Below are 14,643 nucleotides of genomic sequence, written 5' to 3'. Positions count from 1 at the left end.
GGTACCTGTCACCAAAATATTTAAAATCTGATTGTAATAGTGCTATCCTTTAACTTAATATCTTTCATTTTAAATTGGAATACAGACGTGTCTATGAATATTTTATCATCTTTCAGTGAAACATTCTTTATGTTTTTGTTCTTTATAGTGTTCAATACAATTTTTTTAGGTAAAATCAATTTTCCAATTTTAAAACTGCTTATTTCATAAACTATTTTTCCATTCTCTAAATATATCTTTCCAGAAGTGTATATAAGTATATCTATACCTTTATAGTTGGAGGGTAAATAAATATCAAATTTGTCATTTGCTATTTTTGTATATATGTTTTTTACTTTTAAATCCCCAAAACTATTTTCTCCTATAGGATATAGATCTATAAGTTGATTCAATTCATCATTAGTCAGGGTTATACTCATATTGTTTTTTGGTATGTTAATAATTTTTTCAGCCAGTTCTTTAGATGGTGTCTGAGAAACAATCATACTTGAAGAATTCCATGTAATCAAATATGCAAGTGCAGCTAAAATCACCACAATAGTTAAAAAAATAGCTAAAAATCTCTTTAACCTGTTAGTCATAAAATTACCTCCAATTGACAGTTAACAATTTTATTATAGGAGACAATCAATAATTTTTCAATAAAAAATTGAGTAGAGTTAATTTTCAAAATTGACTCTACTCAAAATCATAAGAAATTTATCTTATTTGTAAACAGGAGTGCAATATTCTGCATATTTAGGATTTTTACCTACAGTTAAACCAAAGAATAATTCTTTAATCTTCTTGCATAATTCTCCTTCTTTTCCTGCTCCAACAGTTCTATGATCTACTTCAATTATTGGTGTAACTTCCATAGCTGTTCCACTGAAGAATACTTCATCCGATGCATAAAGTTCTGTTCTTGATATACTTCTTTCTTCAACTTCCAATCCTAATTCTTCCTTACCTAATCTAATAACCAAATCTCTTGTTATTCCTTCGAGGATATTGTCAGAAGCTGGTGGAGTTATTAATTTACCCTTCTTATAGATAAATACATTCTCTCCTGGTCCTTCACAAACATGTCCATTTGAAGTCAAGAATAATCCTTCATCATATCCTGCCTGATGTGCCTCAAGTGATGCCAGTGCAGAATTCAAGTAAGCTGCTGTAGCTTTAGTTCTTGGTGGAAGCATATTATCCTCAAGTCTTCTCCATGATACAAATCCGACACTTAACTCTGACTTTCCTGCATACTTATCCAAAGGCTGACAGTATATAACTACTTTAGTATCAGGAGTTGTAAGACTTGGTCCTATATCCTGTGCATCATTATAAACTATAGGCCTTATATAAGTAGTACGCTTAAAATTATTTTTCTTTAAAAGTTCAATTGTAAAGTTTGATAGTTCCTCTACAGTATATGGAACTTTTAGATTAAGTGTTTTTGCTGATTGAAGTAATCTGGTATAATGATCCTTTAATCTGAATCCATAAAGTTGATTTTGGTCTTCGTCCCAATAAGCTCTGATTCCCTCAAAGCATCCAAGACCATAGTTGAAAGCTTTACTTCTTATACCGATACTTACCTCGCTTTCATCTACAATTTTTCCCTGGTAAAATACGTATGATTTTGACATTAAAAAGCCCCCTTGTGTAATTTAAAAAAAGAATTTAATTGTTTTATCTAAATTCAATGTACGTTTATATTTAAATATACCTCTATACAAAAATTAAGTCAATATTTAGTTTATTAATTTTTCATTTTTATGAGAGAATGCCATTTTGAGCAAAATAGGAGTTACAATTGTAGTAAGTATTACAACAATCAAAGTTGGAAGGAATATTTCCTCTGATATAATCTTTTGCTGGAGTCCTATATTCGCAGTAATTATTGCAACCTCTCCTCTTGAAATCATTCCAACCCCGATCTGAAGTGATTCACTTCTTGTCATCTTAAGTATTCTTGCAGCACCACCACAGCCAATTATCTTGCCAATCACAGCAATAACAAACATAACCAATGTTATATATAAAGCCTCCATATTAAGTCCCTTTAAGTTTGCCTCAATACCCACACTTGCGAAAAATATAAGTGACAAAAATCCTGATGAAATAGCCCTCACATTTCTCTCAAGATATTCTCTATGTGAAATTGATGAAAGTACAAGTCCACATATATAAGCACCTGTAATAGCCGCTATCCCCAAATACTCTGCGATACATGCAACAAAAAGACCTGCTGCTATTGAAAATGTTAGCATTTCCTTGCCTGGCTTTGCATTCATTGTAAATTTATTTATGTATTTTGGCAGATACACTATGGCAATTATAGAAGCTATGCAAAATAATGCTATCTTTATAAATACAAGTATAAGAGATGACATACCAGCCGCTCCAAAACCGCCAGATCCAGATGAATTAACCACTGCAAGTACTACAGATATAAGTATAAGTCCCAGAACGTCATCTATTACTGCCGCTCCAAGAATATTTACTCCTGCCCTGGTATTAAGCTTACCTAACTCTTTAAGAGTTTCAGCAGAAATACTCACACTTGTAGCAGTTAAAATTACTCCTACAAAAATATTTTCCACAACATTATGGAAGAATATAAATGCACCTAAAGTCCCTAAAATAAGCGGCAGCATAATACCTAAGAGTGCAATTATAAATGCTGTAAATCCAGCCTTTTTGAATTCATCTATATTAGTCTCAAGCCCTGAAACAAACATTAGCATAATAACCCCAAGGTTAGATAAAAGTTTTATGTCATTGTCATACTGTATGAGGTTTAAAACAACTGGTCCAAGTATCACACCTGCAACCAATGCACCTAAAACCTCTGGCATTTTGGCCTTTTTGCTTATAATTCCTCCTATTTTTGTAAACACGAGAATCATGGCAATGTCCAACAAAGTTTTTTCCATACAAACACTCCTAACAAATTTATAATTAATTTAACTGACATATTTATTATATCTATCTATATTATTAGCAAACTCATAACAGATTTATAAATTAATTTAACTACAAAAAAGGAAAGCCCTAATAAAGGACTTTCCACCCCAAAAGTCATATCTCTCTTGAAAGTAAATACAAATTTACCCAACCGAAAAACATCTTAAATCAATTTTATTTGTCTATTTCTTATATCTATAAAGCTTATAAACTATTGACCAATCTTTAAGCTCCTGATTCTTTTCAGGTTTAACATTAGTCTTAAATGCAAAATTGCATACTCTGGCTCTATATGGGCTAACAGTGAAATTATCCAGCTCAAATTCATTTGAATTAACTATCTTTTTTTCCTCATTTAAAAGCGTCATAGGAACCTTATTAAGCGTAATTGGTTTAGGTGCTGCATTTCTCATAACACAAGTAACCAATATAACACCATCTGTATTAATTCCAATGCTGAAAGTTGATATACTGAATTCGCCTTCTTCAAGTTCAGGCAAGCTCTCTAAAAATTCTTCAAATACAAGCCTATCTTCATCACTAATTTTTTCAGGCAAACCTTCATAACTAGTTTTAACCCTTGTAGTTATTTTAAAAGTACCATTTAAGGCTATTTCCCAATCATCATTTGGAATGCTATCCACCTTTACATTTTCTTTATCAAAGTAAACCTTTATAGGTCTGACAGAATGAGGTGGAAGCTGTCCAAGTCCTCTTAAATCAAAAGTCTGAGCTGCTAGAATTTCATCTTTAGAATTTTTTATTACAAGAGGTATATCCTCCAAATTCAAATTATCGGAAACACCATTTCTAACATATATTTTAACTTCAAACTTATCTCCTTGGTCATATATGTATACACCCGAGACATTAAGCTGTCCTTCTTTTATTGGCGGCAGTTCTTTTATTTCATCTTCCAAAATTTCCTTATGTACATCTGAAATTACAACATTATCTTTTTCTAAAAGCGATAGTTTTGTAGAAACGTACTGGCTTTTATCAGTTTTACTTGCATTATTTTCTGTTTTCTTTACCATTTTGTACCCCCGAATCTTCAAAATAAACATACTTCTAATTTTTCTTAGTTTAATATAACATAACAATTTTGTAAAATCAAACAAAGTAAAATTCTTACTATAATTATACTATAACAAATTGCTTTATTCTACACAAACAGTAAATTTTCAGAATGTTCATATTCTGGAATCTGGCTTAATATAATGTAAAAAATTTGTAATTGTATTAAAGATACTAATTTAGCATAATAGATGGTATAATATACTAAAATATTAATAATCAAAATTAGTCGGGAGGAGAGATTTTTGAGAAAAAATTTTAAAATATGTTTTAGTATAGTATTATTTCTATCTATTTTTCTTAACTTTGAAATATTTTCTAATAATAAAGTTTTTGCAAGCCAAAATAATCAATATTCAATTACAAATTTGAATATACCTGCAGATAACATATCTACTTTTCAAAATGGAACTGCCAAAATTAGCAAAAATGGACTTTATGGATTAATTGATGCTAATGGCAAATTATTATTGAAACCTGAATACACTTCTATATATTATTTTAAAAATGGATATATTAAAATTGGAAAAGGTTCTAAATATGGATTAGCTGACAAAGATGGAAACATACTTGTGGAACCTAAATTTGATGATATATCAGATTTTTCAGAGGAAGGCCTTGCAGAAATAAGTCTGAATTCCAAGTGGGGAATTATAAATCAAAAAGGAGTTGTAATTTGTGACCCTCAATTTGATTTCGTGTACGGATATAAAAACGGATTTATGGTAGTTAGAAAAGGTACTAAATATGGATTTGTAGATAAAAATGGTAAATTTCTTTCTGACTGTACATTAGATGATGCTCGTGATTTTAATGACGACTATGCTGCTGTAAAAAAAGGATCTGCCTGGGGACTTTTAGATAAAAGTGGCAACTTCACTGCACTCAATTTTGACGAAATGAAATCCCCTGAAAATGGAGTAGTTCCTATAAAAAAAGATAAAAAATGGGGACTTGCTGATACAAACGGCAAAATAATAATGGAACCAAAATATGATGATTTAACATTTTTAAATAAAAATCTGATTAAATACACAAACGATGGAAAAGTTGGCACACTAGATAGTACTGGAAAAGCATTGCTTGATTCTGATTATGACAACATTACCTATAATAGTGAAGACATGTGGACTGTAAGTAAAAATGGACTCTTTGGAGTTTTAGACAGCTCAGGTAAAATAATTGCATCACCTCAGTTTGACTGGATAGACACTTATACCGAAGGTAAAGCCATAGTAAAATCACACGATAGATACGGATTTATAGACAAGTCCGGTGAAATAACATATAAGTCTGAATTTGATAAAATATATGCTTTTCAAGAAGGATTGGCAAGAGTACAAAAAGGCAATAAATACGGATTTATAAATGACAGGGGAGATACAATAATAGAACCAACTTTTGATGCTGCCTCTGATTTTAAAGAAGGACTTGCTGCAGTTGAAAAAAACAATGGTCCGGAAGGTACAACTACAGATTTAGAATGGGGATATATTGACAGGCTTGGTTCTACTACTATCGGCTATGATTTTGATAGTGCTTCTTCATTTGATAATGGTTGTGCTTTAACACTAAAGGATAACAACTGTACGCTTGTCAAAAATTCAAGCATAAGATTTATTTCAGATAAGACTGAAACAGATTCTTCTAAAGCATGGAAAATACACTTTAATAATCCACTAGATGACAAAACTATAACATACGATTATCCTGATAAGGGTAAAACTACTATAAGCAGTATAGATATGACTATGCAAAATAACATTAAAGTCACTGACAGCAGTGGAAACTACGCAGGAGTAACTTTCAAATTTGAAAGTCCTGATACTATAATAATAAATCCTCCTTATAATGGATATGAAACTAATGAAAAATATACTATTACAGTACTCAATGATATAGAAAATAAATCAAATCAAAAACTAGACTCATATGTTACAAAGATGGATTTTGTAATAAAAAAATAACACCTCAGGGGTTTACCCCTATGGTGTTATTTTTATTTAATTGTTACATTTGCAACATTTTTATTATCCCTTACAGCCATAACACTTACTGGAATACTTTTATATTCAGTCTTTAACTCTTTAGCATATTTCTGTGCAAGAGTTTTTACTTCACTGTCACTTACACCACTTTTAACTACCATAGTAGCTATAGCTCTATTGTTTTGCACATATACCTTTCCATTCATAAGGGATTTTTCCTTTTTAAGCTGAGCAGTTTTGCTTTCATTTACAGTTATCTTAGGTTCCTGATCTTTTTTAGCATTCTGAGTTGTTTTTTGTGCATTAGATGTTGAACTTTTTCCAAATGAACATGCTGTAAATGATACAAATAATGCTAGAATTACAGCTATTACTCCTAATTTTTTAAAACTTTTTTTCATATTGTCATCCTCCATATAATCTATATAATCCATGTAATTATTTCAAATCTAATTTTATCACATCTAAAATTATTTTATAGTGCTTGTACTGTTATTAATAAAAATTTAATTTTCTCCAACTACTACTGTATTACCTATATTATCATTTTTTGATGGAATATAATAAGCAGTATCACCATTAGAATCCTTTAATGTACTAAATAAGCTTCCAGTATATTTAATCATAAAAAATAAAACCATGCTAAATTTTTATTTAACATAGTTTCCATAATATACTATTGAATTTGAAGTAGCTTATTTAAGATTATATTCAAATTGTTCTCTTGCTACCATATAATTGTTCTCAGCATTATTCAAGTTAACCTTCTCACTTTTAAGTGAAAGAGCTGCCGAATCTGCCTGGAGCTGAGTTAATGTACCCTGTGCAACCTTTGCAGCTATAGTATCATAATTTGACTGATCGCTCTCAACTTTTGCATTTTCAGTTGCTACAGTGTCCTCTAGATTTTTTAAATTGTAATAGCTGTTCCATAGATTTGTCTTAATATTCATTTTAGTATCATACAAACTATTTTGAAGATCCTGTATACTTAATCCTGTACTTACCTCTCCAGATGCATCATTATAAGAATACTGCTTGTATATATCTTCTTTTATATTGAGTATAGTCAAATTATTATTTATTTTACCTATATTATAATTATTTTCAGTAGCCTTATCAATTATATCTTGTATATTGCTGTCATTAAAAACTGAATATTGTTTTTGAGTTGAAACTAAAGTTAAATTCCCATCCAAATTCATATTAATAGCCTGCTTGATGCCTAATAAATTCTGCTGAAGCTGGGCTTTTGGTTGATTTAGTGATGCTTCCAGCTGGCTCTTCTGGACTTTTAAAGTTTCAAGGTCATTATTAGTAAGTACTCCCTGTTCTATTTTAGCATTAGTCTGTGCTATCTGAGCATCTACATTTTTTATCTGATCATTGATTGTATTTATCTGGTCTTGATTGCTTAAAGCATTCAAGTACTGCTGTTCTGTAGAAAATTTAAGGTTTTGAAGGGAATCATCCCTGTCATGTTTTGCATCCTTTATGTTCTGTTCATCTGACTTTGGCAGAACATCTGTCTGAAGCTTTATATTTACATACTGGCCATTTGGATAGTTAACCTGAGTTGCACCACTAGCATTTATATTTTCTACATTTGCATTATCTCTATCAAATTGTCTCTGATATAAAAGTATTTTCTGATTTTTAGTTTGGATTGACAAACTATTTTTTTCTATATCATTAAGTACCTGGTCTAAAGTAAGAGTAGCACTTCCTACAATACTATTTGTACTACTTATTGTACTATTAACTGGCGTTCCTGCAGCTGCTGCAAAACACGTACTACCAGTAATTAGAGTTAGTGCTAGTCCAACTACTATACTTAATTTTTTTTTCATTATTTTACCTCCCCTTCAATATCAAAATCTTATAACTAATTGGAAAGCTTAGAAGTATCACTTCCTATATCACAGGCTAATTGCAATTTAAACTGTGCCATCCATATAGCTCTTTCTGCAGATTTCAAATCATTCTGCGCACTTTTTAAATTGGCAGCTTGCGAGTTAAAATCTATTTTACTAAGTACCCCTATATTATATTTCACTCTAGCAGTATCATAATTAGTTTGTGCAAGGTTAAGAGCATCTTTCTTTGATTTAAGCATTCTAGCCTTGACTTGAAGATCATTGTATAAGCCATTTACCTCTGAAGTTATATCAAGTTTCTGAATTTCCAAGCTATCAGTTGCATTATCTATATTAGCCTGAGCAAGTCTATTTGGAATGCTCTGTTTATTTGGGAAAACACCATTTGCAGTATCATATTCAAACTTTTGAAGTTCTATATTCTTCTGCCCAATTAAAATCTCTGCCCTATTTTTAAGGGCATCATTTAAATATTCACTGTAACTCCCTATGTAAGGTGACTCCGTAAGTTTATCCTTAAGAAGTACATCATATCTTGCATATATATCAGTTCCAATGATTTTATTCATATTTTCAATATCCAGATCATACTGTCTCTGAGCTTTTCTGAGTTGATTTTTTTCTGTAATATAATCTGATTCTGCCTTTTTTTCATCAGATGGTGATATAGTTCCAATATTCAATTTTAATTTGGCACTATTATACTGCTCAGTTGCGTTATTAAATTTCTGATTTTCAAGATCTACTGCATCTTTGTCATTCATAACAGCAGTATACTGATTATAAGCAGACAATTTTATCTCATTTTCAGCTACACTCTTCATTTGATTGTATTTATATTCAGAAAACTCATCTTCTTTTGGAGAGTCACTTATCTTCTGCATAAAAGTTAACTTAGTATATTGATCTAAAGATCCCCCACCTTTATCTAATTGATCATCATAAGAACTTGCATTCTTAACATCTTCATTATAGGAATTATGAGCTTGCTTTATTGAAATATCTGCACTCTTTACTTTATATGAATTTATTATGGCAGAATCAATGGAGCCATCTATATTAAGAGTATTTCCTTGTGCAAAAGCAGTACTACCAAATGCCAAACAAATTGTTGTAGTCAGTACTAATATATTAAATCTATTCATTTTCTCCTCCTTTCACTGCATTAAAATGATTATTGTTCTTATACTAACAATTTATAGAATAATTTTATCATAAATATGGGATTATTTCCACAATAATATTACCCATAAATACATCCAAATTGTGGATATAAATATAGGTAATATTTTACTTATGATTAAATTAATTTATGCTTATAGTATACCCGTTCAAATCATCCTGCGAAGGTACATAGGTTGAATATCCCGTTGTGTTGTGGTTTTCACCTCTTATATTTATACTAGAGGAGTTATTTGCAGAAATAGTTACGCTATCTCCCTTGTGTATTGAATCATTGTTAAATCTATAAATTACATCTTTGCCATCTATACTTACCCCTGTTACATTAAGATTTTTTCCTGTAGTATTATCTTTGAATATAAAATCATCATTATAAGATGATACAAGATCATCATCTATATCCTGATTAAATACTACAGTTATATTATTATTATAAGTATTACTACTTGACATAAACATATCTTTATTAATCATTGGAGGAACATATACTGTAGTAGATCCTGATCTTATGTTGCGTCCTGCAGCATCCATAGAATTAGTATTTCCTATGTTCAATGTTGTACTTGAACATCTCTTTATATCATTTATTTTCTGGTTATTTTTAACTCCAGATCTATATGTGAGTATTACATCATTTCCACTAGTATAGCCACTATCTGGAGTATATCCATCAACTGTAAAATCATTAACATCAAAACTATCAAGTGCTTCAGTCAATGAAACTTTAACTGTTATATTTGTGCCATCAAAGGTCATTTTTGCAGTACCTGCTATTATTGATGGTCCGTAACTATCATTATCTATACTTATATCTCCCATATAAGATCCTAAATCAAGCGAATCGCCATCAGTATCTTTTACATTTTTAACTCCCATCTGAAGTACACTTGAACTGCCACTACCACTGCCTAATTTATAACCTGATGGAAATTCAATAGTTACACTCTTATAATCATAAGAAGGTGTTATAATTGCACTTCCTGGAAGACTTTTTATATCACCATCTCCATTTTTAAACATATAATCAGATGCATTTTGAAGATCTGAATCATTCATAGTTTTATTAAAGAATATGGCTACAGCCTGTGGATTATCTGCTCTTCTAACTATTTTTGTAACATTCAATCCTTCATCATCTGTACCTGCAAGAAGTGTAGTATAAGTATCCATTATATTTGCAGGGCTACTTGTATCCGCAACATTCTTTATAGTTAAAGTATATTTGGATCCTTTCAATGCATCATCTTTTAATTTTATATCAAAATTAGTGTTACTGTTTCCATCTATAGATATTGAATTTATGGAATCTATTTTATAAGTTATGTCATTTCCATCAGAGTCAGTAATAGTATAATTTCCCTTATCCTGAGCATAGCTTCTTGTAACTTCTTTATTGAATTTAATACGTATAGTTTCACTGTCTATTATACTTGAAGATGTAATTTTAGGCTTACCACTATTATCTCCTAAATAAAAATTTACAGTAGAATCTTTAATACTGTTTCCAAAAGTATCTTGAACATTACTGCTTACAGTTACCGTATTCTCACCCTTCTGCAATAGGTCATCTACTTTTTCTATTCTAACTACAGTATCACCAGAATTGTAATCAAAGTTAACATAAGAATCATCTAATGTTACTGTCTTACCATTTATCTTATAATTTGAAGATTCAAGTGCTGTCTGCTCATCTACAGGTTGATTATACTTTATATAGATAGTATCAGTATTGTTGCTAGTTACACTATCAACCTGAGGATTTCCACTGGAGGAATTTACAGTGAAACTTTGAGATACAGTACTAAAAGGAATACCTGCTGCATTATCAAATTTACTTCCTGAATCTCCATTTGGCATGATTAATGTATTGCTGCCTATAGGAAGAGGTGAATTAAAATATAAATCTACTCCATCTGCCCAATCACCCGATACATCTCTAAGTTTAGTATAGGTCTTGTTTAATCCATATCCTGTTACACTTCTTCTGTTAATCTTGATAGATGATAATTTGTCATCGCTAATTCTAATAGGTTCTGAAAACTTAACTCTTAGTTTGTTTCCACCTATAGATGTTACAGAATCAAGAGTTGGTACACCATTTTCTTGAAAAGTTATGTGTTTTTCATATTTAGCTATAGTGTTTCCTGAACCTTTAGCAAGTACTTCATTTTTAACTGTAAAATCAACATCTTTAGATTGAGTATAGGGAGTAGAAAAGTTTATAATAACAGTTCTCCCATCCTCCTGAAGTGTAGCTGTAGCAGAAGGAAGTCCATTTCCATCTATTTCATAATTTCCTGTTCTCTCTGCCGAAAGTCTATCCACCTGAGTATTAAAAACTACTTTAACCTGATTTAAACTATTAGCAGTTACAGAATTAACTGTAGCAGTATTATCATACTGTGAAACTGCTGAATTTATATCTGAAATGGAAGTTCCTGAAACTACTCCATTTTCCGATATAAGATTCAAGTCAGTGGTACTCTTTGAATTTGACTTGATGTAACTTATCGCATTTTGAGTCTGAGTATCTCCATCTCCTCCAATCAATACCAATGGAGAGGAATTTATTCCTGCTAGAGATGCTGCTATAAGTGCATCCTGATATCTTGCACCACTTGCATTTGCTATATATAACTTGTCAGATTTCAAATCTCCTGAAAAAGAATTTAAAACATTCAGATTTGTTGCAAATCTGTCTGAACCACCATTTACTCTGTTTGCTGCAGCAATATCATTGTAAACTTTATCACCTACAGTATTTTCAGTTCCTATTACTGTAACTTTTGAGCTTTTATCTTTTATAAAATCAAGTACAGATTTCATTGCAGTTTCATCATTATTGCCAAGTAGAAGTATCTCACCCTTGGCAGCTGCTATTGATGAAGCAGATAATGCATCGGAGAATCCATTTCCCCCTACCATCATTGCATTTGCAGGATCTACTCCAAGTTTGACAAGTTCATTCGCTACAGCAGCATTTGTTTCATATCTATTGCTGCCGCCAAGTTCAATTAAATTATAGCCTGAATTTTTTAGAGTATTTCTTATAGATTGGGATATAGAAGCATTTCCACCTACAACATATATGTTTTTAGGCTTTAATATATCCAGTGCACTTTTAGCATTACTATTTAAAGATGCACTTTGAGTCAAAAGTATTGGTGCCTTTAATTGTTTTGAAAGAACTGTTGCGCTTACCGAATCTGCATATCCTTCACCGGATACAAGTATTACATTATCAGTGCTTGTCCAATTAGTAGTTGCAACTTTAGCAGCAGTTTCATAACTGTCAGTTCCACCTAATTGGGTAACCTGTCCAGGTGCAGCTTTTGCAGCTGCTGCTGGCAGTGTTGACATTATAAGAGACAGGGCAGCTGCACTACCTATAGTTTTTATTCCATTTTTATTCATATAATTTGCTACCTCCAATCATTTTTGCTATTATATGAATATTGTACCATAAAACTACCCCATAGGTGGTAGCAAAATATGGTATCACCTATGGGGTAGCTTACATTTTTTAACAGACACCTATCACCATATAAAAATGTCTTTTTTTCCTACAGCAATGATTAATACTTTCTTTTTACTCTCTCCATACATTTTAAGCTGTTTTAGTCCCTGTTGTTTTACTTTTTCTAAAGTATTCCTGTCACTTTCCTTTATATACTTTAATTCTATAATCCACTGAAATTTAGTTATATCCTTAAGCTGAATTTTTCTTTTAAGCATTAGATCTACATAGCCTTTATTGTTTTCATCTTCACTTTTTATGAAATAAGTGCCATCTACACCCAAAAGGGTAAGGAACATCATCTTTACATTTTTTTCATCCATCTGTATTAAATCTCTGTTAGACAAATCCTCCAATATACTTTTTACAAGGTTTATTAAGGGTTCAATGTTTCCACACATTCTCATTTCAGTTACTGCATCTCTAACATTTTTCATCTGTATATCGTACTCAGTATTTAACTTCTGAAAATACTGTTCCCAATAAATAGTCTTGATTACGTAATTAGGTACTCTAAGTATTGTTCCACCTGGGCCCTGTTCCTTTATACTGAGCATTCCAAGGTAAAACAGCAGAGATTTAAAATTTTCCTTCTCGCTGTACATAGTGTGAATATTAAATCTATCTACAAGAATTGTTGATGTTTCACCGGTGGACATTATTTCCTTTAAAGCTTCTCTATCATTAAAATTATATGCCAGCTGATTGACCCTGCCATAATCTGTTTTTACATTATTATCTATCATTTCTTTAGGATAACGGTTATATAATAAATAACCATCAAGAAAATACATTGCCATGTCCGGATTGAAAACAGATTGACTATTTTCGCTAAATTTATATCCGTTATAGTACTCAGTCATATCTTTACATATCTTTACATATCTTTACATATCTTTTTTCTAAGGTTTGCGTCATTTAAACCAACTTCATCCATAATCCATGAAAGTTCATCTCTTGTAAAACCAAGCATTGCATTAAGATTTTCATCTAAAGTATAGTTTCTTGTTATATTAAATCCGCTAGTTAAATCATCCAGCATTATAGGACTTACTCCTGTCATGAATATCCTTGTAAAATTGTCCATGGTGGCATCTTTTATAGCTTTATAAAAAACTTTAACAAAACCTTCTCCGTGAAGTATGCCCTTATAAGTTTCCTGCTTTCCTCCAGTAATTAACTCATTGGCAAAATTATCATATTCATCTATAAGGACAAATATCTGCTGATTGTTTGTTTTGCTTAGCATATTTATATGAGATACTACCATTTCAGCACTCATATCCTCAAAAGGCAATTTTTTTTCTCCTAATAAATCATAGTATTTATATAAAAATTCTGTTGCAGATGATATGACTTTAAAATTAAAACTTTTTCTAAGATCTTCTTCACCATGTCCTGAATCTATTCCTGCAAAACTTATTTTCCAAACAAGAAATTTATTTTTATTTTTTGTAGGTTTTTTACCTATATATAGATCTCCAAATAAATCTTTAAATTTATCCTTTTTATTTATACTATAATAGTTCTCCAGCATGGATATAAATAAACTTTTTCCAAACCTTCTAGGTCTTATAAAAAACTGATAAGGTGCATATCTATCTAATAGCTCTATATAAGATGTTTTATCTACATAAATATAATCTTCTTCTCTTAAAACTTCAAAATTAGAAATTCCATAGGGTATCCTTTTCATATTCACAACTCCCTCATACGTTTCTTTATCTAATTTTACCATTTTACAGTGAAATAATACAGCATGTAAAGATTCTTCGAATTTTTTTAATCTACTTTACTGTGAAATATATATTTATACTCTACACAACAAACTTACCATTGAAATAAAAAATTAATTTGGTATAATTAAATTAACAAAGGACAAAAATAAAAGCAAGGTGGCCTAACACCTTGCAGTATATATTTTAGTTGCACAATAGCAACTGGTATAACTAATTATTTAATAAATAAAAAAGCGGCCATAGCCGCGTTATTTCGCTTCGCTCAACTTCTTTTGGGCGTAGCCCTTTAACTAGGCTGCTTTATTATATTTTTTATTATT

9 protein-coding genes, 1 pseudogene and 1 other annotated feature are annotated in these 14,643 nt (G+C 30.8%); of the genes and pseudogenes, 1 reads left to right on the top strand and 9 read right to left on the bottom strand.

The genetic code is table 11. From position 1 onward, the window contains the following. Window positions 1-20: 20 nt before the first annotated feature. The 4 genes from J2Z42_RS11875 to J2Z42_RS11860 form a co-directional block, all read right to left on the bottom strand. A complete protein-coding gene (locus J2Z42_RS11875) occupies window positions 21-581 on the bottom strand; it encodes a hypothetical protein (protein WP_209702992.1) in 561 nt (186 codons plus the stop codon). Window positions 582-704: 123 nt separating this feature from the next. Further along, complete coding sequence (locus J2Z42_RS11870) at window positions 705-1,622, bottom strand: branched-chain amino acid transaminase (RefSeq protein WP_209702991.1); 918 nt, start codon at window positions 1,620-1,622, stop codon at window positions 705-707. A 105-nt stretch (window positions 1,623-1,727) separates the two neighbouring features. Next, window positions 1,728-2,912 carry a cation:proton antiporter gene (locus tag J2Z42_RS11865; protein ID WP_209702990.1) on the bottom strand — a complete coding sequence of 395 codons (1,185 nt, stop codon included), beginning with the start codon at window positions 2,910-2,912 and terminating at the stop codon, window positions 1,728-1,730. 127 nt (window positions 2,913-3,039) lie between these two features. Next, window positions 3,040-3,096 (bottom strand) — a sequence feature (sodium ion sensor (DUF1646 type); this cis-regulatory element may regulate processes involved in with the transportation of sodium ions). Window positions 3,097-3,125: 29 nt separating this feature from the next. After that, window positions 3,126-3,980, bottom strand: coding sequence for an SLAP domain-containing protein (locus J2Z42_RS11860; protein ID WP_209702989.1), 855 nt, complete (start codon window positions 3,978-3,980; stop codon window positions 3,126-3,128). A 285-nt stretch (window positions 3,981-4,265) separates the two neighbouring features. Here J2Z42_RS11860 and J2Z42_RS11855 point away from each other — a divergent pair, with 285 nt between their 5' ends. Then, complete coding sequence (locus J2Z42_RS11855) at window positions 4,266-5,987, top strand: WG repeat-containing protein (RefSeq protein WP_209702988.1); 1,722 nt, start codon at window positions 4,266-4,268, stop codon at window positions 5,985-5,987. A gap of 32 nt (window positions 5,988-6,019) precedes the next feature. Here J2Z42_RS11855 and J2Z42_RS11850 read toward each other — a convergent pair whose 3' ends face one another. The 5 genes and pseudogenes from J2Z42_RS11850 to J2Z42_RS14790 all read right to left on the bottom strand — a co-directional run bounded on the left by J2Z42_RS11850 (window position 6,020) and on the right by J2Z42_RS14790 (window position 14,280). Beyond that, entirely contained in the window at window positions 6,020-6,409 is a 390-nt protein-coding gene (locus tag J2Z42_RS11850) for a hypothetical protein (protein WP_209702987.1), read from the bottom strand. A gap of 294 nt (window positions 6,410-6,703) precedes the next feature. Then, window positions 6,704-7,858 (bottom strand): TolC family protein, encoded by a 1,155-nt coding sequence (locus J2Z42_RS11845; RefSeq protein ID WP_209702986.1) that lies wholly within the window; start codon window positions 7,856-7,858, stop codon window positions 6,704-6,706. A 35-nt stretch (window positions 7,859-7,893) separates the two neighbouring features. After that, window positions 7,894-9,030 carry a TolC family protein gene (locus J2Z42_RS11840; RefSeq protein ID WP_209702985.1) on the bottom strand — a complete coding sequence of 379 codons (1,137 nt, stop codon included), beginning with the start codon at window positions 9,028-9,030 and terminating at the stop codon, window positions 7,894-7,896. A 160-nt stretch (window positions 9,031-9,190) separates the two neighbouring features. Then, window positions 9,191-12,481: a cell wall-binding repeat-containing protein gene (locus J2Z42_RS11835; protein WP_209702984.1), complete on the bottom strand. Its 3,291-nt coding sequence runs from the start codon at window positions 12,479-12,481 to the stop codon at window positions 9,191-9,193. A 123-nt stretch (window positions 12,482-12,604) separates the two neighbouring features. Further along, window positions 12,605-14,280: pseudogene (locus tag J2Z42_RS14790) on the bottom strand (ATP-binding protein). Window positions 14,281-14,643 lie beyond the last annotated feature (363 nt).

The organism is Clostridium algifaecis (genome assembly GCF_017874415.1).
GTDB classification, from domain to species: domain Bacteria; phylum Bacillota; class Clostridia; order Clostridiales; family Clostridiaceae; genus Clostridium_B; species Clostridium_B algifaecis.
This window is presented reverse-complemented; position numbering and strand designations above follow the sequence as displayed.